Source organism: Pseudomonas sp. TH43, assembly GCF_016650635.1.
Classification (GTDB): domain Bacteria; phylum Pseudomonadota; class Gammaproteobacteria; order Pseudomonadales; family Pseudomonadaceae; genus Aquipseudomonas.
In genome coordinates this window covers 537,637-563,115 of the sequence record NZ_JAEKFI010000002.1, presented here as the reverse complement: position 1 = coordinate 563,115, position 25,479 = coordinate 537,637, and the positions used below count along the sequence as shown (strand labels likewise).

Below are 25,479 nucleotides of genomic sequence, written 5' to 3'. Positions count from 1 at the left end.
GGGTTTGCTCCTTTTCACTTTGTTTGAGGAACTGCGATGAGCGCCGATCTGATTCTCTTCGATGGCCAATTTCATACCGTAGACCGAACCAAACCACTGGCCAGTGCCGTGGCAATCACCGACGGGCGCTTTGTGGTCGTCGGCAATGACAATCAGGCCATGGCCCTGCGCGGGCCGAACACGCAAGTGGTCGATATGCACGGCCGCTGCGTGATCCCCGGCCTCAATGACTCGCACCTGCACCTGATCCGTGGCGGTTTGAACTACAACCTCGAACTGCGCTGGGAAGGCGTGCCGTCGCTGGCCGACGCACTGCGCATGCTCAAGGATCAGGCCGACCGCACGCCGACCCCGCAATGGGTACGCGTGGTCGGTGGCTGGAACGAATTCCAGTTCGCCGAAAAGCGCATGCCGACCCTGGAAGAAATCAACCTGGCCGCGCCGGACACCCCGGTGTTCATCCTGCACCTGTACGACCGCGCCTTGCTCAACCGCGCTGCCCTGCGTGTCGCTGGTTACACCCGCGACACGCCGAACCCGCCGGGTGGCGAGATCGTCCGTGATGCCAACGGCAACCCGACCGGCATGCTGGTCGCGCGGCCGAACGCAATGATCCTCTACTCGACGCTGGCCAAGGGGCCGAAACTGCCGCTGGAGTATCAGGTCAACTCGACCCGTCAGTTCATGCGTGAACTCAATCGCCTCGGCCTGACCAGCGCGATCGATGCCGGCGGTGGTTTCCAGAACTATCCGGACGATTACCAAGTGATCGAGCAACTGGCCAAAGACGACCAGTTGACCGTGCGCATCGCCTACAACCTGTTCACCCAAAAGCCCAAAGAAGAGCTGAGCGACTTCCAGAACTGGACCGGCAGCGTCAAGTTGCATCAGGGCGACGACTTCCTGCGCCACAACGGCGCCGGCGAGATGCTGGTGTTCTCGGCAGCCGATTTCGAAGACTTCCTCGAACCGCGCCCGGACTTGCCGCAAACCATGGAGGAGGAGCTGGAGCCGGTGGTGCGCCATCTGGTCGAACAGCGCTGGCCGTTCCGTTTGCATGCGACTTATAACGAATCGATCAGCCGCATGCTCGACGTGTTCGAGAAGGTCGACCGTGACATTCCGTTCAACGGCTTGCCATGGTTCTTCGACCACGCCGAAACCATCACCCCGCAAAACATCGAGCGGGTGAAAGCGCTGGGCGGCGGTATCGCGATTCAGGATCGCATGGCGTTCCAGGGCGAATACTTCGTCGACCGCTACGGCAAGCAAGCCGCCGAAGCGACGCCGCCGATCAAACGCATGCTCGCCGAAGGCGTGCCGGTCGGCGCCGGCACCGATGCCACGCGGGTCTCCAGCTACAACCCGTGGACTTCGCTGTACTGGATGGTCAGCGGTCGCACCGTCGGCGGTCTGGCGCTGTACGAAGAAGGTCTGCCGCGCACCACCGCGCTGGAATTGTTCACCCACGGCAGCGCCTGGTTCTCGTCTGAACAAGGCAAGAAAGGCCAGATCAAGGTCGGGCAACTGGCGGATCTGGCGGCGCTGAGCGCGGACTTCTTCCATGTCGAGGAAGAAGCAATCAAGTGGATCGAGTCGGTACTCACCGTGGTCGGCGGCAAGATCGTTTACGCCGCCGGCGACTTCGAAGACCTCGGCCCGCGCTCGATTCCGGTGCTGCCGGACTGGTCGCCGGTGGTGAAAGTCCCGGGCCACTGGCGGCCGAACTCGCCGTTGCAGGCGCAGATTCACCAGTGCAGCGGCCCGTGCGCCGTGCATACGCACAGCCATGAAAAGGCGCGGATGTCGAACGCGCCGGTCAGCGACTTCGCCGGTTTCTGGGGCGCGTTCGGCTGTTCCTGCTTCGCGTTCTGATTTCCCCTGAAGCGCCGGCCATGCGGTCGGCGCTTAACGTTTCATCCATCCGTCCATCAGGAGTTTCCCCATGAGCGTTCCTTACACACGTCTGAACAAAGATGATGCGGTTGTGCTGCTGGTCGATCACCAGACCGGCCTGATCTCGCTGGTACAGGATTTCACCCCGAACGAGTTCAAGAACAACGTGCTGGCGCTGGGCGACATCGCCAAGTTCTTCAAACTGCCGACCATCCTCACCACCAGTTTCGACGCCGGCCCCAACGGCCCGATCGTGCCTGAGTTGCGCGAGCAGTTCCCGGATGCACCGTTTATTCAGCGTCCAGGCCAGATCAATGCCTGGGACAACGAAGATTTCGTTAAAGCGATCAAGGCCACCGGTCGCAAGCAACTGATCATCGCCGGTGTGGTGACGGACGTTTGCGTGGCGTTCCCGACGCTGTCGGCGATTGCTGAAGGTTATGAAGTGTTTGTCGTGACTGACTCGTCCGGCACCTTCAACACCACCGTGCAGCAAGCGGCGTGGGCGCGGATGTCGGCGGCGGGTGCACACCTGCTGAACTGGTTCTCGGTGGCGTGTGAGCTGCAGGGGGATTGGCGCAATGACATGGAAGGTCTGGCGCATCTGCTGTCGGAACGTCTGCCGAACTATCGCAACCTGATCAACAGCTATACCAAGTTCACTGCCAAGTAAGGTCAAAAGATCGCAGCCTGCGGCAGCTCCTACACGCGTTCTCATGTAGGAGCTGCCGCAGGCTGCGATCTTTTGCTTTCAACGCTTCTGCAACCATCCCAAAAATCCACCTTTCTTGATCGGCGCCGTTTTCGCCATCAACGCCAGATGACTGTTCTGCTGTCTCACTGCCTGCAACTTGTTCAATGCCGTCGCGACCTCGCCGCGATGCTCCATGCACTGGCGTGTCAGCCCTTTGTCGAGTCGATAAATGATGCTCGACGTCAGCGCCGTGAACGTCGCCTGCGACGGTGTATCCGCCAGAATGCTCTGTTCACCCATGACCTCGCTCGGCCCCATCCGCCCGGCCTCGGTCTGCCCGTCACCGTCGGGCACGGTCGCACTGACCACGCCCGTGGCAATCACGAACAGACTGTCCGGCACTTCGTCCAGATCCAGCACCACCTGGCCCGCGGAATACTGCTGTGCGACCATCGATTCGGCGAGGCGATCGCGTTCCTCGGGGCTCAGCGAACGGAAGATTTTCACTTCATCGAGCAATGCGCGGGCGCGGCTCGAAGGTTCGATCACACCCTCCGGATGCCGCGAAATACCAGCCGCTTCGAGATGACGATGCGCGAGGTCGAACAGTTGATTGCGCACTTCGCTTTTCTCGCCCAGATCGGCGATAAAACCGCTGGCCACGTATTCGGACATTTCTTCGCCGGCCTCTTTCAACACCACTTTTGGCGCCGGGCTCAGCAGCAGACTGCTGCTGCCTTGCAGTGTGCGGTCGAGGGCGTCGAGCACCCGGCGTGGGCGGATGTAGTTCGGCACTTTGATGCTGATCGACACACCGTGCAGGTTGTTCGGGCGACTGAGGTTGACGATTTTCGCCTTGGCTGCCACCGAGTTCGGCACCACGGCCATGGTGCCGGCACTGGTCAGCAGGTGCGTGGCGCGCCAGTCGATGTCGAGCACTTTGCCCTCGATGCCATCGATCACCACGAAGTCGTCCACCTGATACGGCTTGGTGGTGTTGAGCACGATCCCGGAAAACACATCGGCCAGCGTACTTTGCAGCGCCAGACCGACGACGATCGCGAACACACCAGAGGTCGCCAGCAAGCCTTTGACCGGCAACTCCAGTACGTAGCCGGCGGCGGCAACGATGGCCACCAGAAACACCAGCGCACCGATGACGTCCTGCAGCAGGCGACCGCTGTGGCCGATGCGGCGCATCAGGATCAAACCGATCACTTCGGTCAGCACCCGCGCCGCGTACAACCACCAGAGAATCCCCAGCGCCGTTGCCCCCAGTTGCGCCACGCGATCTTCGGCGAACAGCGGCGCCTGCAACGGGCTGACACCGGCGTTGATCACCAGCGCGGTGAAGGCCAGAAACAGCACCAGGCGCACCGCCACTTTCGGCGCACGATGGGTGAAGGGCGTGAAGTGCCAGAGCACGGCGTCGAGCAACAGCAGGGCAGCGCTCAGGGACAGCAGGTGGGTGAGGAGGAAGGACATGGCAATCTCCGGAGCTGCAGCAGTGTTGAAGAAGTTTTTGGTGGGGAGGAGGTTTTTGTGGCGAGGGGATAAATCCCTTCACCACAATTTTGGGTGTGGCGAGGGCTTGGGCTCAGTTCAAATGGGTTTTCAGCTCAGCCGCCGCCTGGCGCACGGCCGCTTTCACCTCAGGAATATGGCTCAGTGGGTTGAGCAGACTGAAGTCATGAATCATCCCGTTGTAGCGCACCGAGGTCACCGCCACGCCGGCTGCATCCAGGTGCCGCGCATAGCCTTCGCCTTCATCACGCAACACGTCGAATTCAGCGGTTTGCACCAGGGCGGCGGGCAAGCCCTTGAGCTGTTCGGCGCTGGCATTGAGTGGCGAGGCATGGATCTGCGCACGTTCGGCCGGGTTGGTGGTGTAGTTGTCCCAGAACCACTGCATCATGCCTTTGGTGAGGAAATGGCCCTCGGCGAATTGCTGGTACGAGCCGTCATCGAACTGCGCATTGGTCACCGGCCACATCAGCAACTGGAAGCGCAGGGCCGGGGTTTTTTGCTCCTTGGCCATCAACGCCACGACTGCCGCCATGTTGCCGCCGACGCTGTTGCCGGCCACTGCCAAACGCTTGCCGTCGACACCGATGTCCTTGCCGTGCTCGGCCACCCATTTGGTTGCGGCATAGGCCTGGTTGATCGCAGTCGGGTACTGAGCTTCCGGCGACGGCGTGTAATCGACGTACACCGCAACGGCGCCAGAACCCACCACCAAATCACGAATCAAGCGCTGGTGCGTCGGGTAATCACCGAGCACCCAGCCGCCACCGTGGAAGAACATGAACACCGGCAACTCGCCTTTGACCTTGGCCGGACGCACCACTTTCAGGTTGATCGTCTGGCCATCGACCTTGATCGCCTTGTCGCTGACGTCCACACCAGACAAATCAACCTTCACCGAAGCCTGCGCACCGGTCAGCACCGCGCGGGCGTCTTTCGGGCTCAGCTGTTCCAGCGGCTTGCCACCACCGGCGGCGAGGGCTTCAAGGAACGCTTGAGTGTTGTGTTCGACACCCTCGCTGCCAGCGGCAAAAGCATTACCGATGGACAGGGCGAGGAGGGAAGCGGTGAGCGTCTTTTTAATGTTCATGTTCAATTCCATTTTCAAATGTGTGATGTAGGAGCTGCCGCAGGCTGCGATCTTTTGATCCTGCTTTGGCCTTTTTCCAGCATCTGCGCAGATCAGGATCAAAAGATCGCAGCCTGCGGCAGCTCCTACCGGTAGGGGGTTGTTTTCAAACCGTGGACACAGATTAATGGGGTGCTGAAAAGTGAAAAAGCGGCTATAAAGCGTTTAACTGTCCACCAGAGAGTGACAATGAACCCGTTCGAAGACATGCGTATTTTTTGCCAGGTCATGGACTCCGGCAGCTTCACCGCCGCGGCTGATCAGTTGGGACTGTCCAAGCAATTCGTCAGCCGTCGCTTGATGCAACTTGAGGAGCGCCTCGGTGTGCGATTGTTGAATCGCTCGACCCGGCGCCTCGACGTCACGCCGCTGGGTCAGAGCTATTACGAGTCGGCATTGCGCTTGCTGGGCGAAGTCGAACAGGTCGAGCAGGGCATCGCCGGACAGACCGCCGAGCCGCGCGGCACGATTCGCGTGAGTGCGCCCTTGTCGTTTGCCGTCGCGCACCTTGGTTGTCTGCTGCCAGTGTTTTTGCAGCGCTATCGCGAGGTCACCGTTGAAGTCGATTTGAGCGATCGCCCGGTGGACCTGCTCGGCGAGGGCTACGACCTGGCGTTGCGTATCGGCGTGCTGGAAGACTCGACCTTGATCGCGCGTCGCATCGCCAGCATCGAGCGGGTGTATTGCGCCAGCCCGGCTTATCTGGCCGAACGCGGTACACCGATGAAACCCGAAGAACTGCTCAGCCATGATTGCTTGCCTTATGGCCATGGTCGTTCGGTGCAATGGCGGTTCAACGCGGGGCAGGGCAAGCCGCTGTTGGTCAATGTCACCGGGCGTATGCGCGTGAACAACGGTGAATTGTTAAGGGACGCAGCGGTGCAGGGGATGGGGATTACCTATCTGCCAACGTTCATTGTTGGCGCGGCGTTGAAGGACGGGCGCTTGGTGCCGGTGCTGGATGATCTTCGTCCGGAGCCGCTGACGTTATCGGCGGTGTATCCGCAGCATCGCCAGGCGTCACGACCGGTGCAGGCACTGGTTGAATTCCTGCGCGAACGCCTCAACCAAAGCAACGTCGCCCTCTGATCCTTACGCAGATCAAACTGTAGGAGCCGGGCTTGCCCGCGAAGACGGCGGCACATTCAGAGTAGACGTGGCAGGCGAACCGCTTTCGCGAGCAAGCTCTGCTCCTACATTTATCGCGCCCGTCTGCCAGATTTGTGAACACCAGAAACCCTGTGGGAGCTGGCTTGCCAGCGAAAGCGGTGGGTCTGGCAATGCAGCAGTGTCTGATCTGGCCTCATCGCTGGCAAGCCAGCTCCCACAAGGGTTCGTGATGTTGCAGGATTGTCAGTTGGTGCGTTTGTCGTCGCCGGGTTCGCCGCCGACATGTACGCCGCGATCATCCCCCGGTTCGCCTGCTGCATGCAGTCCTCGGTCATCGCCTACTTCGTCAGCGCGATGGATGCCATGGTCATCGCCGACTTTACCGGCCCGGTGCACGCCGTGATCATCGTCTGGCTCGGCGTGGGTGCCGTTGCGGCTGGAGGATGAGGCGGAATCACCGGAGTGTCCGGAGCCCTGGCCGCTGCCGCTGTGTCCACTGCCGCCGTCACCGTGACCACTTCCACCATTGCCACCACCGCCACCGCCATTGCCGCCGCTATTAAGTCTAATGAAATAACCATGGATGATCTGGCCGACATTATTCGCTCGATGCCAGATTGACCAGTTTTATAGGAGCTGCCGAAGTCTGCGATAGTTTGACTTTGATTTTTAGAATCAAGATCAGCAAGCAGACAACCCAGCAACAACAGCCGATCGAGCATTAGCATGGCGGCACCTGCGAGTGCGGTATTCCCCAAGGCTATTATCTATAGCTGCCCTGCATTCAAGCGACTGGGTGATTGATCGCATGCCCCGGCTGCGCGTATAGATCAATGCCGAGGGCATGCATGACTTTCAAAACCGTGTCGAAGCGCGGTTTTGCACCCGGCGCGAACGCCTTGTACAGACTCTCGCGACCCATGCCTGACGTTTTGGCTATCTGCGTCATTCCGCGTGCCTTAAGCACATAGCCGATTGCACGAAGAAACTCTTCGTTATCCCCGTCTGCGAGTACCTGAGACAGGTATTCGCTGATAGCTTCGTCACTGTCCAGCAGTGCTGCCATGTCGAAATTCGTCAAAGTCTGGCTCATGGTTAAACCTCCTTAGCCATTTTTTGTGCGCGGCGGATGTCTGCGCTCTGTGAGGACTTATCGCCGCCAGCTAATAGAACGATGATTGCACCGTTACGCATCGTGAAATACACCCGAAAGCCCGCAGCCACATCTACGCGCATTTCCGATACGCCATCACCCACCGGTTTAACATCGCCGAGATTTCCTGTTGAGGCCCGATCGATGCGACGTGCGATGGCGACTTTTGCCCGCAGGTCTCGAATAGAACGGTGCCAAGCCTGGAAGGCTGCTGTTTGTTGAATAAGATAATCCATTGCTTGACTGTATCCAAGTGGATACTTTTGCGAAGGCAGCCAAGTCGTCTATCAAACCTTGAAAAATCGTCGGTATTTGTAGGCACGAACCAATTCTTTTGTAGGAGCTGCCGCAGGCTGCGATCTTTTGATCTTGATCTTAAAAACAAGATCAAAAGATTGTCCGAACGCGGCCCGAGCCTTCGGCAGCTCCTACACGGTGTGGCTTACAAGTTTGCAACAACCGCAATTGCCGGGCTGATCTAGACTCGGGTTCGCTCAATCACGAGCATCGTTCGGAGTGCGCCATGGAAGTGCCTAATAATAAAACCGCCATCGAGAGCAATCGACAGGCGTGGAACGATTCCGCCCGCCATCACCAGGATTCGCCTGACTGGCAGGCCTTGCTCGGCGAGGTCGCGCAGGCGGATTTTTCTTGCCTCGATGAGACCCTGAGCGGGTTGCTGGAGGTCGACGGTAAAGACGTGATTCAACTGGGCTGCAACAACGGCCGCGAGAGTCTGTCGCTGTTTGCCCTCGGTGCGCGCAGTGTGGTCGGTGTCGATCAGTCGGTGGCGTTTCTTGAGCAGGCGCGCGAGCTGAACAAGCGTTCAGCGCACACCGCCGAATTCATCGAAGCCGATGTCCACCACCTGCCGGCGTCGTTGCAAAACCGCTTCGACGTGGCGCTGATTACTATTGGCGTACTGAACTGGATGCCCGATATCGGCGAATTCTTCCGCCACGTCGCCTCGACGCTCAAACCGGGCGGCAACCTGGTGATTTACGAAACCCATCCGTTTCTGGAAATGGTCGATCCCGACGCCGAAGATCCGTATCGCCTCGCCAGTTCGTACTTCCGCGCCGAGCCGTTTGTGCAACAAGAGCCCATCGTTTATGTCGGCAAGGTCGAGCAGCAGACGGCGAAGTCCTACTGGTTCGTACACACCCTTGGCGCCATCTTCAGCGGCGCCATTGGGGCAGGGCTGAACATCGCGCATTTCAAGGAATATGCGCACTCGAATCGGGAAGAACTGTATGACCAGTATTTGAATCAGGAAGCGCAGATGCCGATGTGCTTTACCCTGGTCGCTGCCAAGGCCTGAGTTCTTCATTGAGTCGACCGACCTCTTCGCGAGCAAGCTCGGCTCCTACAAGGAATCTGCTGTACGCCGAATACCCCTGTAGGAGCCGAGCTTGCTCGCGAAGACGGCCTAATGACCGCCACAAATCCTGAGATCGAATCAAGCCTGCGCGGCCGCACTCACCACCGGCCGCCCCGGTTTGCGCAGTGGCTCCAGTCGCGAGCCTTGGTAACGCGTTTCACGGAAGAACTTCCACCGGCCGAACAGGCAGTAAACGTGGGTGACGCGCCCCTGTTCGTGATAGCCCATGCGGATGTGCAGTTTCAGCGCCGGAATATTGTGGGTCTCGCAGACATCCACCACTTTGTTGCAGCCCAGGGCTGCCATGGCTTCCCACAAGGCGACCTGCACGTCCACCGACAGGCTGCTGCCGAAATACGCGCGGGTCATTTCGCCACCGAACTCGAAGAATTCGCCAGGCTTCACCGGGAAGTTGCAGCCGTAATAGTGCCGGTCGTGATAGTCGCGAATGCTGCCCCAGATAAATGCCACCGCGTGACCGTCCGCGTCGAGGTACATGTGCCCTGTGTGCCCTTCGGCGGCGAGTTCCGCCATGGTCTCAACGCGATCACCAAAGTGCTTGCCGAACGCTTCGGCATTCTGCGGCGTGATATCGACTTTGCGCAGGCCGTCGTAAGGGCGCAGCTTGTGCGGCGGTACCGGACTGACGAGGTCGCGCTCCATCCACAACAATTCCCAGTGGAAGAACACGTAGCGTTTCCACAAGGTGCCGAAGGTGCGCCCGAGGCCTTTTTGACGGATGCGTTCTTGTAGTTTTTCGATGACGCTCATGATGCCCTCCGTGGCCGTGGCCCGGGTGTTGTGGATGGTTCTGTGGTGGGTATAGATCACCCGTGCAAGTTCATTTCAAAGTGCCATCTTCGAAAGTATTGCAAGGTATGTAAGTCAGTCGAGTGCCGCAGCACCGCGTAGAAAATCCTTGTTCAAGTCGGTGTAGGAGATCCGTGGAATGCCTGCCAGCCGCTGCTCTAGCACGCGGCTCAGGGATTCATCCGGGTTGAGATAGGCATCACCAAAATCACTGCCGAGCTGAGTCGGGTGAGCGACGATTTCCAGCACGCCGTCGGTCGGCGAAATGTCGTTGCGCAAGTCCACTGGGGTGCAGACGTAGTCCGCTGTTGCCCCCGCCAGACTTTGCAAACGCCAATTGAGCAATCCCTTGAACACGCGCTTGGGCAAATTGAGGTTTTGCCCCAGATTACGCGCCAGGCGAATCGGCACACCTTGATGCGCGGCAAAGCGCGCGACGATCTCGCCGATCGGCCAGATGTTATGCACGTGTTGATGCGAATCGATGTGGCTCGGACGCATCCCGTGATCGACGCAACGCTGCCACTGCGCCTGCAATTCCTCACGCACTGCATCACGATCCTCACGGCCGAGCCAGACGGTGTGGCGTGGCAGGCTGAGGTCGAACACCCCGTGGTCATCACAGAATGTGCGGCGATCGAGAATCGCCTGACTCAACGGTCGTCCGTAAGTCAGATTGAAGTGCAGGCCCACCCGGCCTTGCAGCGTCGCATGCCGGGCCATGGCACATGCCGCTTCGAACGCCGGCATGTTGGCCATGGCCGTGGCAGAACTGATGACCCCGGCCTGAAACGCCGCGAAGATCACCGCATTTTCGTTCGGGCTGAGGCCGAAATCGTCAGCGTTGACTATGACTTGGCGAGGCATGTTCGCCCTCCGTGGTGATCGCGACGGGTTTGAGTGTCGGCTTTGCCTGCTCGGCGCGGCGGCGTGCCCGCCAGGCTTGCAAACGCGGTTTTATTCGATACCACAGGCGCAAGCCCAGACCGAGGATGAGGCCGCTCGGTCGCCAGGAATAGAAACTCCAGCGCCAGTGCTCCAGTTGCCCGGTCATGCGTTCGTGCAGTTGATGGCTGGAGTTTTCCAGACTGACGCGCGACGCGTCGATCCAGCGCCAATGCTCGTCCAGCCCCCAGCGAATCCATTCCTCCAGCAATACCCGACCGCTGCCAAGATCGGCGTATTGCGGCAGGAAGGCGAGGTTGTAATCGTAGAGTCGACCCTGCTCCAGCAAGCCGAGACGATAGCTGATGCAGCGGCCGTTAAGCTCCAGCGTCACCACGCGCACCAGGCCTTGGCCGGCGAGGGCGATGAAAGCTTTTTCGATCAGTTGGCGACTGGGTTCGCTGGCAAAAATCCCCACGCCTTCGTCACCTTTCCAACTCACCGCTTCGACTTCGCTGATGGTTTGTAACAGCGCACCCATGCTCATCGCGTCGGGAATAATTCTGCGCACCTCGGCGCCACATGCTGCAATCCGCTTGCGTGCCCGGCGCAACTTGTAGCGTGGGTCGCCGGAGACTTCCTGATGATCGGCTTCGCTGATCAGGTGCACTGGCACCCGACAACTCAGTCGCCGCTCAGCGGTGGAACTGCGCCCCATCCATTCGGTGAGGGCACTCTCCTCACCGGCCGGCTCGGACAATTCGTTGAGTTGCAGTAGCGCGTGGGGCACGCGCTGGCGGATCAATTTCAAGGCCTCACGCATGTCCTCACTGTCCAGCATCGACAGCAGCGCCAAACGATCCGCCAACGGATAACCCAAGTGATGCAACACCCGAAACGGCACGCCGGCAAAGCGCTCGCGACTCGCCACCAGCGGCAGACACAGACGCAATTCATCCGCCGACCAAGCGAGCAGGATGTGCAAGCCATCACCCTCGCCAAGGGCCTGCTCGGCTGCGCACAACCAACCGAGATTGTTGAACGGTGTGTGCTCCGTCATCCGCAGGCGCAGGGCTTCGTACGCTGCTGCCGGGAAATCGGCGGCGCACAGCGAAGTGCGCCATTCGAATCGCGTCACCATAGGCTCAGGTCGCCGTTGCTGTTACGGGTGGACGGGAAGGTTTGCGCAGAGCATCCAGACGCGAGCCGCTGTAGCGGGTTTCGCGGTAGAAGCGCCAGCGGCCGAACAGGGTGTAGACGTTCATGATGCGGTTCTGCTCGGTGTAGCCCATGCGCAGGTGCAGTTTGAGCGCCGGAATATTGTGAAACTCGCAGACGTCGACGACCTTGTCGCAACCCTGCGCAGCCATGGCTTTCCACAACTCCAGTTGCAGGTCCACCGACAGTTCGCTGCCCCAGTAGGCGCGGGTCAGTTCGCCGCCGAACTCGAAGAACTCACCGGGTTTCACCGGGAACATGCAGCCGTAGTAATGCCGGTCGAAGTAGTCCCGCGCGCTGCCCCAGATGAACGCCACGGCATCGCCTTGATCGTCCAGGTGCATATGCCCGGTGTGACCTTCGTTGGCCAATTCAGCCATGGTGCCGACGCGGTCGCCGAAGTAGCGGGCGAAGGCGCTGGCGTTGTCCGGCGTAATCTTCACCACTCGCAGCGGCGGGTAGGGCTTGAGATTGTGCGGCGGCACCGGACTGACCAGATCGCGCTCCATCCACAGCAGTTCCTGATGGGAAAAAACGTAGTGCTTCCAGGCTTTCGCCAAAGTGGCGCGCAGGCCTTTTTGCTTGATGTGTTCGCTGAGTTTGCTGACGGTACCCATGTTGTCTACTCCTGAACCTTTCGGCGCAGCGACCCCAATTGTTGAGAGAACTCCTGTGGCGAGGGGATTTATCCCCGTTGGGCTGCGAAGCGGCCCCGCTTTAACAGGATAAGAAGCGACGACTGCTGCGCAGCCGAACGGGGATAAATCCCTTCGCCACAAAAGCTCAATCACATCGGGGTTCAAGTTCGCCTGGCCTTTCTCATGATCGTTCGGAATTGGCTTCATGACGCGATCCAGCTGAGTGCAAACAGGGTTTCCCCCGGCAAATCAAAGCTGACGCGTCCATCGCGGCAGGCAAATGGTGCGTCGCGGCTGCGGTTGTCCGCGCCGAAGTAACGCAGGGCGCCGTTGTTCAGCGGGCACTTGGCACCGCTCAGATCCACACGTTGCAGGCGTGTGCCCTTGTTGACGCCGAGCAAGCCGCGCTGATCGTCGCCGGCCATCGCCAGCACATCGACTTCAAAGGCATCGTTTTCCAGCCACAGCACCTGATGCAGCCAATGCTGAGCGATAAACTGCTGGGCGAGGCCAACCGGCTTCAGTTCAAAACGATCATCGGCCAACACCCGCAACATGCCCTTGGGATACTGCGGCTCATCGGCGGCCTGGAACCAGTTGAGCATGCTCAGCAAGCCGTCCTGTGAAGCGTTGATCACCACCGAGGTCCACCATAGCGAAGCGTAGTGGGTTTCCTGATCGTAAGGGCTGAGGCTGGAGCCGCTGGACATATTGGTCTGATCGAGCAGCAAGGCTTTGCGCGGCACGCCTTTGCTGTCGAGGCCGACGAGCTCGGCGGCGCGGCGTACGCTGTCGCGGTAGACGCGGGTGGCCAGCAGGTCGCGAATCATCCATTCGTGCCAAGCCAGCGCATCGACCTGATCGCCTGATTCGCTGAGCAAACGCCGCGCCCAATCGATCCCGCGTTTGTCCGCTGCGTTATTGGCGAACGGCCCGTTGACCAGTCGCGAACTGGCCGGCATGGCGATGCGCACGCCAGCCTTGGCATTCGCCGGATCGCTGCGCACCTGCCGGGCCATGCTGGCGAAGATCGCCTGATACTGCGCGTAGCTGGAATAGTTGAGATTCGGTTCGTCGGCGAAACCAATGTAGTGCGTGCCTTTGCCGCCCAGCGCCCGCGTGCCGGCCAGCCAGGCATCGAGGCCGCTGTTGCTTTGCACATCGGCGCGCAGATCGGCCTGACGCTGACTGCCTGCCAGTAATGTGATGTCCTGTTTGATGCCGAAACGATCCTGATAGACCCGACGGAACGCGTCTTCGAAATGCGGATTCTTCGCCGTCACATCGACAAAGCTGTAGTAGCTCGCTGCCGTTGGTTTCAGTGCATCCAGCGCCGCATGACTGGCCGGTGGCGGCATCACGTAGGGCAGGGCGATGCCCAGATCCGGCGTACGCCCAAGGACTTTATCGTGCACGGTCAAACGGGTGTGCCCGAGGTCTTCGCGCAGCGGTTTCAGTTGCTGCGGATTCTGTGCAAACAGGTTGGCCGTGCCGTCCAGCCAGAACGCCGCTTTGCCGCTGCCTTGCAAACGCAGGCGCCAGATCTGTTCGCGTTGGCTGACGGGCAGGGCGACCTGATCGAATTGCCAGTAGGCGCGATAGGGTTTCAGCGCCAAGGTCAGTTGCTGATCATCGCCGACCCGTTGCGCCTGCAAACCGCTGACGCCACCATGAAACTTGCCGGCCAGCACCGCGTGTTCCCCCGGCGCGACTTTGAAATACAACTCATCGCCGTTATGGGTGTCGGCGCTGAAATGCACCTTGGCCGGGGCGAACAACGCGACCGTGCGCTCGTCATGTTCGACGCGATAATTACGGAAGCTGTAGCCAGGAATTTCCAGTCGATAACTCGCCGCACCGGGCACCAACGGCCAACTCTGACTGCCACGGATTTCACTGGCTTTGATGAAGCGTTCACCCTGCAATTTGCCTTGGCCGTCGAGCAGATACAGATGCTCTTCGTTGGCTTCTGCCTGCCATGCCGGCGTCCAGCGTACGGTCACCGTGTCGGGGCGATCCGTTTGCAGGTACAGACTGCCGTCACGGATCTCGCCCCAGCGCATCGACGCCGCGAAGGCGTCCAGCGACAGGCTGAGGCCGATCAGCAGGGCCAGGCGTTTCATGCGGTTTTGCGCCGTTGCAGCATCAGCCACATTGGCGTGACGTCGCGGGGCAGGATAATCAGGGTTTGCCAGAACGGCACGCCGCTCAAACGGCAGTAAAGCACCAGCATCGCTACGGTAACGGCCAGGTAGGCAATCGACGAAGCCGCCGCCGCGCCGACAATGCCGTAGGCGGGAATCATCACCAGGTTCAACGCCAGATTGAGCAGGGCGCCCAGCCCCATCAACATCGACACCGTGCCGGGTCGATTTTTACCGAGCAGATCCAGACGCAAAATACTCGCGTAGCACAGGCCCAACAGTCCCGGCAGCAATGCCAGCAGCGCCGGATACGCCGGTTGGTACGCCGCCCCGAACAAGGTGACGATCAGCCATTCGCCTATCACCGCCATGGTCAGGCACGCGCCGAGCATCACCGTCGCCGTCAAACGCAGGGCCAGCGGCGTGACCTTGTCCATGCCTTCGTCCTGTTGCAGCAGGCGTTTCATCAGCGGCGTGGTCACCGCTTCCGGGACGATCAGCAGCAATTCGGCAGCAGCGCTGGCCATTGCGTAATGACCGAGCGCGGTGCTGCCGAGCAGGGCGCCGATGAACAGGTAATCCGAGCGCAGAATCACTTGCTGAAACAGCAAATCGGGGTGGCTGCGGGCGCTGTAGCGCAGCAGTTCGTTCTGGCTGGTGCGATCCCATTGCAGTTGCAGCGGTTGCGCGCGTTTGAGCCAGACCCAACCGGCCAGCACTACCAGACTGATGCCCGCCAGCCAACTGATCAGCGCTGCTTCGAGGGCGGCGCTTTTCCACATCCAGAACAATGCGAGGAACAGCAACAGTGGCGCCAATGACTCGACCAGTCGCAAGGCATTGAATGCGACCACGCCACCGGAGGCGTTATGCAGGGTCAGCAGGCCGCTTTTCAGCACCGTCAGCGGCACCGCCAGCAACAACAGCCAGGCCAGTAGGCCAAGTTGCATGGTGATATCGAGTTCACTGCCAAACTCGCGCACCAGCGCCACCACCAGCAAGGTCAACAGCGCCGCCAGCAAGCAGCCGAACACCAGCACTTGGCTGAGCAACAAGCCCATCGGCCGCTGCTTGGCCGCTTGATAGCCGACCGCCGAATTCAACCCGCCACTGGTGGCCGCACTGATCAAGTCGGGCAGGGTGCTGAGCAAGGCAAACAGCCCGCGCTCACTTGGCCCGAGAATCCGTGCCAGCAACACGTTGCGCAGCAAGCGCAGGGCAATCATCGCCAGCTTGGTGCCCATGCTCAGCGCCAAGTGCTTCAGGTAACCGCCTCGACTCATGGTCGCGCCCCGCGAAAAATCCGCCACGACAGCAGTTCCGGATTGCGAGCGGTGCGCTGGCTGACGCCGACACGCGGCAGGTTCAGCGGATCGTCTTCACCGCGATAAATACCGGTGCCGGTGCCCAACGCAAACGGGTATTCATGGCTGGCAATCTGTTGGCGCACGCGCGCATCGGTGTCGCCGTTGGGGTAGCAATACACCGGCAGCGGCCGGTTGCAGCCGTTGTTCAGGGCATCGCGGCTGCGTGTGATCTCTTCGCTCAGGCGCACATCGTCAAGGCCCGTAAGGATCGCGTGACTGGCGCCGTGCGGGCCGAAGCGCACCAACCCGGAAGCTTCCAGCGCACGCACCTGATGCCAGTCCAGTGCCTGCGGTTGCGACTCTTGCGGGCACTCATCGGTCAGGCGTTCAAGCTCCTGCGGTTCAAGGGTTTTCAGCCCTTGCAGGTAATGCAGCAGCGACAGGCTACGGCGGTCGACATCGATGTCATCGAGCAACACTGGCAACGGATGACCGCTGGCATGCAGGCACTCGATCAAATGCATCCGCGCCTTTTCTCCATGGCTGCCCCACAGGGTTTCGCCCAAGGCTTCCCACCAGAAACGCTGGCGGCTGCCGATGAAATCGGTGGAGAGGAAAATACTCGCTGGCACCTGATGTTTTTGCAGCAACGGGAAGGCGTTGATCGCATTGTCGCGCCAGCCATCGTCAAAGGTCAGCGCCACCCGTGGGCGCTCGGTGCGCAGCGCGTTGGGCTGGAGAATTTCCATCAGCGGCACGCAATCGAAATGCTTGCGCAGCCACACCAGCAAATGCTCGAAGGCCTTGGGCCCGACACACAGTTCATTGCGGTGCGGCAGGTCAGCGGCGCGGTCGTTGGCCAGCACCCGGTGCAGCATCAGAATCACCCCGGCGCCGTGCAGCTGGTTTCGGCCCACGGACGAGTTGAGATAGAGCCAGCCACTGGTGCGTTTTATCAGTTGTTTTATCGCCATGGCTTCGGTCCTCTTAACGGTTCTGTTCGGGATTCCACTGGGCATACCGCTGGCCACGCAGGAACTGCCACAGACCGAGACTCATCCCGGCGAGGGTGACCAGCAGAAACGCAGCAAGACGGAAGGGTTTTGGCAAACGGTGTTGCGAATCCAGCAGCCCGGCAATCGCGATGGCGTAGCCGAACAGTTGTGCGATCAGGGCGAGGCGATAGAAACCGTGGTCGTCCCACAGCCAGAAGTTACTCAGCAGCAGCGGCAGCAACAGGATCGGCGCCAGACGGCGGATCAGTTTGTGGCTGATCAACGCGATCGAGTACAGACCATATTTCAGCGGATTGAGTAGCTCACTGCGCTGGGCCAGGCTTTGCAGACCACCAACGGTGACGCGTTGGCGACGGCGGAACTGTTTGTCCGCCTCGTCCACACCGTGGTCGATCACTTGCGCTTCCGGCACGTAGACAATGCGTTTGTGCGCCACCGGTGCGCAGGTGCTGATAAAGAAATCATCGTTGACCTCGGCGGGCACGTTCTGAAACAGCTCACGGCGCAAGGCGAGCAGGGCGCCGTCGGCGGAGACCATGCAGCCAGTGCGATTTTCCACTCGGCGCAGCCAGCCTTCGTAATGCCGATAGAGGCTGTCGCCAACGCTCAAGCCGCCACCGGTGACCGGGATTACCATGTGCCCGGCGCAACCGCCGACCTGCGGATCATTCAGCGGTGCGAGCAGGTAGCCGAGGGTTTCGCGTGACCATTGGTTGTCGGCATCGGTGAACACCAGAATGTCGCCAGTGCTCAGGGCCACGCCGGCGTTCAGCGTCGCGGCTTTGCCCTGGCGCGGCAGGTCGAGGACGGTGATGCGTGAATCAACCACTTTGTGTGCGCAAGCCACGGTGTCATCGGTCGAACCGTCGCTGGCGAGAATGATTTGCAGGGTTGCTGGCTGATAATCCTGCGCCAGCAACGTGCGTAATTTGTGCTCGATATGCCGAGCTTCGTTGTGCGCAGCGATCACGATGCTGACGTTCAGCGGCGGTGCCGGCGTGTGGCGCCAGGCCGGAAACAGCGGCGCGATGAGCGTCAGCAGCAACGGGTAGCCGACGTAGGCGTAGACCGGCAGCAACAGGCACATCCAGAAAATGAATTCAGCCACGGGCAGGCCTCCTGGCGTTCCAATGACACAGACTCAAAATAAAAGCAGCGCCGGCCAGATGCAGACGGACCCAGTGCAGGCCCCACAGTTGCAAGGTCAGGCCGATATCGTGGTGTTTGGCGCTCTGGCGCAGGCTAAGCACCAGACCCGGCAGGCTGGTGATCGCCACCATGATCGCGGCGTGATGTGGAAAGCCATTGAACAACGCAGAAATCGCCAGAAAATCCAGCAGCCACACCAGCAGCGACAGCATTGGAAAGCGCAGCAGGCGCAGGCTGAAACCGTGGGTGCGCAGCAGTTGCAGATGACTGCCCTGACGCCACATTTCTTTGCCCATCCATTCGCGCCAGTTCATTTCGTAACCCCAGTGCAGGGCGACGCTGTTGTTGATCGACAGCAGCCGCGCGCCCTGTTCGTGCAGGCGCAGGGTGAATTCCTTGTCTTCGCCGGTGCGCAGGGTTTCGTTGAAGCCACCGACCTTGTCGAACCAGCGACGGCGCATCAGCAGGTTGGCGCTGGGCAGCCAGTCGACGGTATGCGAAGTCTGCGACGACACGCGCAACGTGCGGCGTTGCCAGGCGGTGGCGTACCACGGCGCTTCGGCGGGGGTGTGCAGATCCAGCGCGAAGACATCGGCCTGGCCGCTGGCCTCCAGTTCGAACAGGGGCTTGAGCCAGTCTTCTGGCATCTCGATGTCGGCATCGATGAACGCCAGCCATTCACCGCTGGCGATGGCCGTGCCGCGATTGCGCAGCGCACCGATCAACACGCCCGGCAGCTCCAGCACTTGCGCACCGAACTGGCGAGCAATGTGCGGGCCGTCATCGGTCGAGCCGTTATCGACGACGATCAGCTCGCATTCGACATTGGCGGCGAACGCGGCTTTTTGCGCGGCGAGCAACGTGCGGCCAATGTGCCGGGCCTCGTTGAACATCGGGATGACGATACTGATCCGGCTCATGCCTTCGCCTCCATCGCCATTCGCGCCTGTTCGGCTTTCAGGCGCAGCACGCTGGTCAGCGCGAGCATGATCCACACGTATTTCTGGTTCGGCGCGCTGAGGAACATCAGGAACAGGGTCAGCGACAGGAAGCTCACACCGAGGTGGGTCATCATGTCGGCCTGATGCCAGTCGCGGCGCAGCATCCACGCCGACCGCGCGCGAATCAGGTTGTACAGACCGAGGGCGAGCATGCCGACAAACAACAGGCCGGCAGGCACGCCCAGCTCACTGAAAATTTCCAGGTAGGTGTTGTGCGCGCGGCGATACAAGTCGCCGATCTTGCGGTTGGCCGAGAATGCCTTGGCGTAACCGGTGGTCGCGTAATGCAGCGGGAAGGTGCCGGGGCCGGAGCCGAGCAGCGGGTTCTCGCGGATCATCTGGCTGCCAACGACGATGTACGAAGCGCGGCGGCCGAGGGATTCGTCCTGCGCCTTGGAACCGGCGCTGAGAATACTCAGGGACTGGATGCGCGCCATATAGCCGGCCGGCATCGCATAGATCGCCAGCGGCAGCACGATGGCCGCGCCGAGCATGGCGAAACCCAGATGCCGTGGACGAATCCGCGTCAGTTGCGAGCGGTAATGCCAGCAGCCGATCAACAGGCTCAGCGCCAACACGACGAGCCCGGAGCGCGATTCGGTTTTGGTCATGCCACCAAGCAGCAGCAGGCAGCAACCGCCCCAGAACAAACGGTGCAGTGTATTCGGGCTGCGAATCACCAGCAGCAGGCCCATCGGCACTGCGAAAGCAATCAGCATGGCGAACGCGTTCGGGTCTTCGAGCAGGCCCGCCGCGCGGCCCTGATCCTGGAATTTTGTCGAGAACATGGCCATCGCGCAGGTCGCGCTGACGGCGAGGGTGACGAGGCGGGCGAAGAGGTCGAGATTGAGATCGCGGCCGATCAACAGGGTGATGACAAACAGAATCAAACCGACGCTGAGTTCACGCAGGTGCCCGAGCGACATGCCCATGTCATCGGTATTCAGCAGGCTGAGAAAGTACAGAACCATGAACCAGATCAGGTAGCGCCAGATATTACTGCGCAGGCGTTCCGAAGGAATCTGATGCAGCGCCAGTTGCAGCATCAGGATCACCGCCAGCCCGGCGCCGAGCAATTTACTGCCGGACAACGAACTGTCCTTGAAGAAACCCTCGAACGGCACCAGCGCAGCAATGCCGAGCAGGCCCCAGGTTGGCTTGCGGTACAACACTGCAAAACCGACCAGGCCGAGCACCGCTCCCGGCGCCAGATACGGATAAGGGCTGGCCAGCAAAGCGATGCAGACCAGACCGAGCAAACTGACGATCGAGAGCGGGAAAATCATGCGCGTGCCTCCCGTGCCGTGCGGATGTACAGCTGCGACCAGCGTTCGGCGAGGGCCTTGAGGTCGTAGCGATCCTGTTGTGTGCGTTTTGCGTTATCGCGCAGTTGCCGGGCCAGTTTCGGCTCGTTCAACAAGGTGTCGATTTGGCGGCTGAGGTCGGCGCAGTCGGTCGGTGTCGCGAGTAAACCGTTGTGCCGATGTTCCAGCACATCGGGAATTCCGCCGACACCGAACGCCACCACCGGCACCCCGGCCTGCATTGCTTCGAGCAAAATCATCGGCGTGCCTTCGGTGCGCGAACTGATCACCAGCGCATCGAGTTGCTGCCACCACGGTTGCATCGCGATCTGATAACCGGGCAAACGAATCCGCGCATGCAAACCGGCGTTGTCGATGCGCGACTGCAAGGCCTCACGTTCCGGGCCGTCGCCGAGCATCACCGCATCCAGTTGCGGGTGCTGATGACACAGCGGGATCAGCGCGTCGAGAAACAGATCCGGGCCTTTCTCGCTGCTCAAACGGCCCACGTAACCGGCCAGCCAGCGCTGCCGATCGGCATCCGGCACCATCGCCGCCGCGGCTGGCAAACCGTTGGGGATCACCTGCAACTTCTCCGCCCGCACGCTGGCCTGACGGTGCAGCACGGCGATGCTTTCCGCCACACACACCACCCGATCCACCGAAGCGGTGCGGCACAGTTGCAGGCTGAGCCAGGTGTAGAACTTCTGCTTGCGACTGCGTGGCGTGAAGCCGTGTTGAGTGATCACCAGCGGCAGGCGCCACAGCGTCGCGCCAACCCAGCCGAACAACAGGCCTTTGAAGTTGTGTGTATTGATCAGCGGTTTTTCAGCGCGACGTTGGCGCAAGTGCCGGAGCAATTGCCCAAGCCCGGCACAACCGCGACAGTCCACGCCGGCCTCGCGAAAGCGCGCGATCAGTGCTGGCGGCGCGTCGAGGAACAGCACCTGATGCTGCCCCGGCGTCGCCAGACAATGATCCAGCAACATCCGCTCGGCCCCATAGAAGCCGCCGCTGCTGAGCAAATGAATGATCGGCAGCGCGGCAACAGGGGAGGGTGCGGTGCTCAATTGCGCACCCAGTGCAGGAAGCTTGGCACGGTCCAGTTCTTGTGCGGATTGCTCGGCAGCACGTTCTGGTCGTTGATCACCAACAGCACGGGAATGCCCAGTTCGTGGCTGATTTGCGCCGGGTGTTTGAAGCGGTGATCGAAGAACTCACGCACGTAGACAAAGGCAATCGCCAGCAGCAACCCGGTGAGCATGCCGAACGGAATGATCAGGCCCGGTTTCGGGAACGCCGGTTCGGTCGGTTCAAACGGTGGGCTCAACACTCGCGCGTTGGACAGGTCGTCGTTGAGCGTGCGTGTGGTACTGCTTTCGGCAAACCGCTGGGCGTACGTCGAGAACGCGGCGTGCATCGCATCAATCTCGGTGTCCATCTGCCGCAGTTTGCTCTGGGTTTGCTGCAACTCGTGGATGCGGTTCTTGAACTCGGCGATGCGCGCGGTTTTCTGATTGATCACCTGTTGCACCACGGTCAGATCGTTGGTGCGTTCCTGGATGCGGTTGCTCACCACTTTGAGGAACTGCTGACGGGTGCGGGCGATCTGCTCGCGGGTCAGCAACATCGGTTCGCTGCCCGGCTGGAACACTGCCAGGTCATTCATGTAGCGGCTGACCTGAGTGGTCAGTTGCTCGCCGAGCTGTTTGATCTCGCGGTCTTCAAACGCCACGTTGTCGACTGTGGTGGTGAAGGTGTAGGGGAAGGTGTAGTCGTTGAGCTTGTTGGCGCTCGCGGCGGCGAGGCTGGTTTTCAGGTATTCGAGCCAGCGTTGGCTTTGCAGCAGGCGGTCCTGATACAGGTTCAACGCTTGCTCTTCGGTGTTGATCGCGTTGAGGCGAAAGGTGATTTCTTCCTTCGGATCAGACGAGCCGACACTTTCGAGTAACGCCTGGCGGTTGCCTTCCAGGCCGTCGATACGTACTTGATAGAGCTGTTTTTTCGATTCGTAGAAAGACTGCGGCAAGTCGATCGATTGCAACGCCTGACGGCTGACCAGATAGTTCTGCAACAGGGCGGCGACAAACGTCGTGCCCTGATGCGGATCAGGGAAGCTGTAGACGATCGAGATCACGTTGGAGCCGGGCAGTGTCTCGATTTTCAGGCTGTCGATGGCTTGCTGGGTCAAGGCGTCGAGCGCAGTGTCACGCACCGGATCGGTCTCGAGCCCGAGCATGTTGCGCACCGGGTTGATCACGTATTGGCGCAGCGGCGAGCTGACGTAGCGCTTGAACGGTTCGGCCACCAGTTTGCTGAAGATGCCCGGCGAAGGCGTGTACTCACCCTTGTCACGCAGTTCGCTGATGGTCTGACGGATCAGCGCCGGCGAACGGAGGATGTTGCTCTCGGTTTCCATGTCGGCCAGCGACGGCGGAATGAACGTGGCGTTGTCCACCGTCAGCGACGTCGTGGCGTCGCCCTGAGAGAGTTTTTTCGACTGCACGATCACCTGCGCGGTGATATCGAAGCTCTGTTTGAGCACCAGCGGCAGCAGCAGGGCGATGACTGCAAAGATCAGGAAGACCCGTTTCACCAGTTGCTTGTTGGCGAAGAAGATCCTGAAGAACTCATGCAGGTAGTTTTCCTTTGGATTCATGTCGGTCACCTGAGAGTCAGTTGTTGTTGCTGTCTTTGTTGTCGACGCGGTAGCCGAAGCTGAAACCGACGCCCTGGAACAACACCACGTCCGCCAGTTGCCGCGCCAGTTCACCGGCGCTGGCCAGTTTGGTTTTCGGCACGTAGAGCATGTCGTCCGGTTGCAGGTAGGCGATTTGCGGCGCTTCACCCGACAGGGCCTTCTCGACGTCGTAACGCACCGCCTGCACCTGATTGCCGTTGCGGCGCATGATCACCACCGAATCCAGCCGTGCCTTGACGTTGGTGCCACGGGCCAGGGTCAACGCTTCAAGCACCGAGACCGGCCGGCGGATCGGGTAGGAACCCGGTTGGCCGACTTCGCCAAGTACATAGATTTCGTTGCCTGCGGTGGATTTCAGCAGCACATCCACGGTCATCCGGCCCGGTAATTGCGCGTACTTCTTGTTGAGGAAGCTTTCCAGTTGGTTGACGGTCATGCCTTGCAGCGGCACAGCGCCGATTTCCGGGAAACTCGCGTAGCCGTCGGTGCCGACGGTGATCTCGCGGCTCATGCCGGTGGCCGGGTGATTCAGCGCGCTTTTCAGGTTCTGCTCATTGGTCAGCGGGCTGATGATCTGCACGGTCAACTGATTGCGGTTGGGCTGGAACAGCTGTTTGCGTTGATAGGCGCGCTGGATTTCATCGCGCGCCTCGTCACTGGTCAGCCCGGCGATTTTTACCGAGGTGTTGGCGCCCGGCAGTTCAATGGTGCCGTCCGGCAGCACCAGTTGATTGCCGTTGAGCTGGCTGGCGGCGGTGAAGTTGAGGCCGATCTGGTCACCCGACTGCACGCGGTAGGCATCCGAGCCGCTGGTGCTGATATGGAAGATCACGTCCAGCACATCCTGCGGGCGCAGGGTCTGCTCAATCTTCGGCATGTCCGTCGCCTGGGCGTTGGCCGGCGCGGCGGTGAGGATATTCACCGGCATGTTCTGGGTTTCGGAATTGCTGGAGCAACCTGCAAGCGGCAGCATCAGCAGAACAAGAATCTTGGCGTTCATGGCGTCATCCTTCGCGTTCGCTTAGAGGTTTTTGTAAAGCCATTTGGGCATGTAGTACTTGCGCCGGTTGAACACGCTGCCGACCACTTTTGCGCCAGCCTGCGTCAGGCGTTGCACGGCGGCCTGAGCGACTTCCCAGCGGGTGTCTTCGGCGCGAACCACAAACACCACGCCATCGACTTGCGTGCTGATGACCAGCGTGTCGGCGGCGGAATACACCGCGTCGCCGTCGATCACCACGAAGCGGTACTGGCTGCCCAATTGATCGAGCAACGGGCTCAGGCGCTCGGCGGTCAGGTGTTCCATGGTGCGGATCGGCCGGCCATTGGGCAGCACGTGGAACGGCAGGCTTGAGACCTGCACCACGCAGTCCTGCAACAGCGGCGGGTTGTCCGGGTTGAACAGCAAGTCGCGCAGACCGCGTTCTTTGCTCAGGTTCAGTTGCTGGGTGAGGTTGCTCGCCGATTGGCTGGCGTCGACCAGCAGCACCTGGCCGCTGCTCATTTGCGCCAACTGGCTGGCCAGCGCCAATGCACTGGTGGTGGTGCCGGCGCCGGGGTTGGCAGCGGTCAGGAACAGGATCCGCAGATCAAGGTCCAGCACGGTCGAAGTCAGGTTCGATTCGCTGGGGTTGGCAATGCTCAGGCTTTTGTTGGTTGAACCGTCCATTAGCTTGCTCCGTGGCCGCTGAATACTTTGAAAGGGGTTTTCAACAGAATCTTCAGATCAAGCAAAAGGCTCTGCTCGGCGATGTAGCTGAGGTCCAACTCAACGCGCTGGTCGAAGTCGATGTTGCTGCGCCCGGAGATCTGCCACAGGCCGGTCATTCCGGGATAAATCGCCAACCGGGCGAGGTGACTGTCCTTGTAGCGATAGGCGTTGAACGAGGTCGGGCGTGGGCCGACCAGGCGCATGTCGCCGGTCACTACATTGATCAGGTTGGGCAGTTCATCGAGGCTGGTGCGCCGCAGAAAACCGCCGATACCGGTGATGCGAGGATCCTTGTCGATCTTGAAATCGATGGCGTCGGCCCCGTGCTTGTTGAGGTGGCGCAGCGACTCCTTGAGCTCTTCGGCGTTGACCACCATGGTGCGGAACTTGTACATGCCGAACTTGCGGCCACGGTAGCCGGTGCGCTTTTGCACGAACATCACCGGGCCTTTGCTGGTGAGTTTGATGGCCAGCGCCAGGCCCAGCAGCAGTGGCGAAAACACCAGCAGAATGGTGATTGCACCGAGGCATGCGACCACGCGGTTGGTGCGCGACAAGGTCCATGGCCGACCGCCTTCTCGACCGGTGACCCAGCCCTGACCCTGACGATGAATCGCCGCATCAAGGCGCATGCGCTGTTCCGGATCCATGCGCTTGTCACGCTGCAGTTGTTGGATCGGTACACCTTTTTCATGTCCAGTCATGGAG

The 25,479-nt window shown here is 60.5% G+C and carries 23 protein-coding genes and 1 pseudogene; 4 read left to right on the top strand and 20 right to left on the bottom strand.

The genetic code is table 11. The features are described from left to right. Positions 1-36: 36 nt before the first annotated feature. Together JFT81_RS09375 and ycaC are read left to right on the top strand one after the other, a co-directional pair. Positions 37-1,875 (top strand): amidohydrolase, encoded by a 1,839-nt coding sequence (locus tag JFT81_RS09375; RefSeq protein ID WP_201227072.1) that lies wholly within the window; start codon positions 37-39, stop codon positions 1,873-1,875. Between the two features lie 70 nt (positions 1,876-1,945). Further along, positions 1,946-2,569, top strand: coding sequence for an isochorismate family cysteine hydrolase YcaC (gene ycaC / locus JFT81_RS09370; protein ID WP_007913541.1), 624 nt, complete (start codon positions 1,946-1,948; stop codon positions 2,567-2,569). A 78-nt stretch (positions 2,570-2,647) separates the two neighbouring features. Here the strand turns inward: ycaC and JFT81_RS09365 are convergent, their stop codons facing one another. Continuing rightward, the gene (locus JFT81_RS09365; protein WP_201227071.1) at positions 2,648-4,075 is read right to left on the bottom strand and encodes a mechanosensitive ion channel family protein; all 1,428 of its coding nucleotides are present in this window, start codon (positions 4,073-4,075) and stop codon (positions 2,648-2,650) included. 112 nt (positions 4,076-4,187) lie between these two features. Next, positions 4,188-5,204: an alpha/beta hydrolase gene (locus JFT81_RS09360; RefSeq protein ID WP_201227070.1), complete on the bottom strand. Its 1,017-nt coding sequence runs from the start codon at positions 5,202-5,204 to the stop codon at positions 4,188-4,190. 228 nt (positions 5,205-5,432) lie between these two features. On the opposite strand from JFT81_RS09360, the gene JFT81_RS09355 reads away from it, so the two are divergent. Then, entirely contained in the window at positions 5,433-6,332 is a 900-nt protein-coding gene (locus tag JFT81_RS09355) for a LysR family transcriptional regulator (RefSeq protein ID WP_201227069.1), read from the top strand. A gap of 264 nt (positions 6,333-6,596) precedes the next feature. On the opposite strand, the pseudogene JFT81_RS29435 reads toward JFT81_RS09355, so the two are convergent. The 3 genes and pseudogenes from JFT81_RS29435 to JFT81_RS09335 all read right to left on the bottom strand — a co-directional run. Further along, a pseudogene (locus JFT81_RS29435) lies at positions 6,597-6,914 on the bottom strand (hypothetical protein); the annotation flags it as partial. A 223-nt stretch (positions 6,915-7,137) separates the two neighbouring features. After that, complete coding sequence (locus JFT81_RS09340) at positions 7,138-7,446, bottom strand: addiction module antidote protein (RefSeq protein ID WP_201202416.1); 309 nt, start codon at positions 7,444-7,446, stop codon at positions 7,138-7,140. 2 nt (positions 7,447-7,448) lie between these two features. Next, positions 7,449-7,742 (bottom strand): type II toxin-antitoxin system RelE/ParE family toxin, encoded by a 294-nt coding sequence (locus JFT81_RS09335; RefSeq protein ID WP_201202417.1) that lies wholly within the window; start codon positions 7,740-7,742, stop codon positions 7,449-7,451. Positions 7,743-8,029: 287 nt separating this feature from the next. Between JFT81_RS09335 and JFT81_RS09330 the strand changes: the two genes are divergently transcribed. Next, positions 8,030-8,827: a class I SAM-dependent methyltransferase gene (locus JFT81_RS09330; RefSeq protein WP_201227067.1), complete on the top strand. Its 798-nt coding sequence runs from the start codon at positions 8,030-8,032 to the stop codon at positions 8,825-8,827. 138 nt (positions 8,828-8,965) lie between these two features. Here the strand turns inward: JFT81_RS09330 and JFT81_RS09325 are convergent, their stop codons facing one another. The 15 genes from JFT81_RS09325 to JFT81_RS09255 all read right to left on the bottom strand — a co-directional run bounded on the left by JFT81_RS09325 (position 8,966) and on the right by JFT81_RS09255 (position 25,475). Continuing rightward, the gene (locus JFT81_RS09325; protein ID WP_201227066.1) at positions 8,966-9,658 is read right to left on the bottom strand and encodes an N-acetyltransferase; all 693 of its coding nucleotides are present in this window, start codon (positions 9,656-9,658) and stop codon (positions 8,966-8,968) included. Positions 9,659-9,772: 114 nt separating this feature from the next. Continuing rightward, complete coding sequence (locus tag JFT81_RS09320) at positions 9,773-10,564, bottom strand: ChbG/HpnK family deacetylase (protein ID WP_201227065.1); 792 nt, start codon at positions 10,562-10,564, stop codon at positions 9,773-9,775. Further along, entirely contained in the window at positions 10,536-11,723 is a 1,188-nt protein-coding gene (locus tag JFT81_RS09315) for a GNAT family N-acetyltransferase (RefSeq protein ID WP_201227064.1), read from the bottom strand. Before JFT81_RS09315 ends, JFT81_RS09320 begins: the two co-directional genes overlap by 29 nt. Positions 11,724-11,727: 4 nt before the next feature. Further along, on the bottom strand, positions 11,728-12,417 hold the full coding sequence (locus JFT81_RS09310; protein ID WP_201227063.1) for an N-acetyltransferase: 690 nt from the start codon (positions 12,415-12,417) through the stop codon (positions 11,728-11,730). 224 nt (positions 12,418-12,641) lie between these two features. Further along, on the bottom strand, positions 12,642-14,561 hold the full coding sequence (locus JFT81_RS09305; RefSeq protein ID WP_201227062.1) for a hypothetical protein: 1,920 nt from the start codon (positions 14,559-14,561) through the stop codon (positions 12,642-12,644). Next, positions 14,558-15,865, bottom strand: a complete 1,308-nt coding sequence (locus tag JFT81_RS09300; protein WP_201227061.1) for an oligosaccharide flippase family protein — start codon at positions 15,863-15,865, stop codon at positions 14,558-14,560. The genes JFT81_RS09305 and JFT81_RS09300 overlap by 4 nt, the downstream gene beginning before the upstream one ends. Continuing rightward, on the bottom strand, positions 15,862-16,863 hold the full coding sequence (locus JFT81_RS09295; protein ID WP_201227060.1) for a polysaccharide deacetylase family protein: 1,002 nt from the start codon (positions 16,861-16,863) through the stop codon (positions 15,862-15,864). Before JFT81_RS09295 ends, JFT81_RS09300 begins: the two co-directional genes overlap by 4 nt. Before the next feature lie 13 nt (positions 16,864-16,876). Further along, positions 16,877-18,013 carry a glycosyltransferase gene (locus tag JFT81_RS09290; RefSeq protein ID WP_201227059.1) on the bottom strand — a complete coding sequence of 379 codons (1,137 nt, stop codon included), beginning with the start codon at positions 18,011-18,013 and terminating at the stop codon, positions 16,877-16,879. Further along, complete coding sequence (locus tag JFT81_RS09285; RefSeq protein WP_201227058.1) at positions 18,006-18,974, bottom strand: glycosyltransferase; 969 nt, start codon at positions 18,972-18,974, stop codon at positions 18,006-18,008. Before JFT81_RS09285 ends, JFT81_RS09290 begins: the two co-directional genes overlap by 8 nt. Continuing rightward, a complete protein-coding gene (locus JFT81_RS09280; protein WP_201227057.1) occupies positions 18,971-20,341 on the bottom strand; it encodes an O-antigen ligase family protein in 1,371 nt (456 codons plus the stop codon). Before JFT81_RS09280 ends, JFT81_RS09285 begins: the two co-directional genes overlap by 4 nt. Beyond that, positions 20,338-21,429, bottom strand: a complete 1,092-nt coding sequence (locus tag JFT81_RS09275; protein ID WP_201227056.1) for a glycosyltransferase family 4 protein — start codon at positions 21,427-21,429, stop codon at positions 20,338-20,340. Before JFT81_RS09275 ends, JFT81_RS09280 begins: the two co-directional genes overlap by 4 nt. Further along, entirely contained in the window at positions 21,426-23,018 is a 1,593-nt protein-coding gene (locus JFT81_RS09270) for a Wzz/FepE/Etk N-terminal domain-containing protein (protein ID WP_201148718.1), read from the bottom strand. Before JFT81_RS09270 ends, JFT81_RS09275 begins: the two co-directional genes overlap by 4 nt. A gap of 16 nt (positions 23,019-23,034) precedes the next feature. After that, on the bottom strand, positions 23,035-24,060 hold the full coding sequence (locus JFT81_RS09265; protein WP_201227055.1) for a polysaccharide biosynthesis/export family protein: 1,026 nt from the start codon (positions 24,058-24,060) through the stop codon (positions 23,035-23,037). A gap of 21 nt (positions 24,061-24,081) precedes the next feature. Next, positions 24,082-24,729 carry a CpsD/CapB family tyrosine-protein kinase gene (locus JFT81_RS09260; RefSeq protein ID WP_008084477.1) on the bottom strand — a complete coding sequence of 216 codons (648 nt, stop codon included), beginning with the start codon at positions 24,727-24,729 and terminating at the stop codon, positions 24,082-24,084. Further along, positions 24,729-25,475 (bottom strand): sugar transferase, encoded by a 747-nt coding sequence (locus JFT81_RS09255; RefSeq protein WP_201227054.1) that lies wholly within the window; start codon positions 25,473-25,475, stop codon positions 24,729-24,731. The genes JFT81_RS09260 and JFT81_RS09255 overlap by 1 nt, the downstream gene beginning before the upstream one ends. Positions 25,476-25,479: the final 4 nt, after the last annotated feature.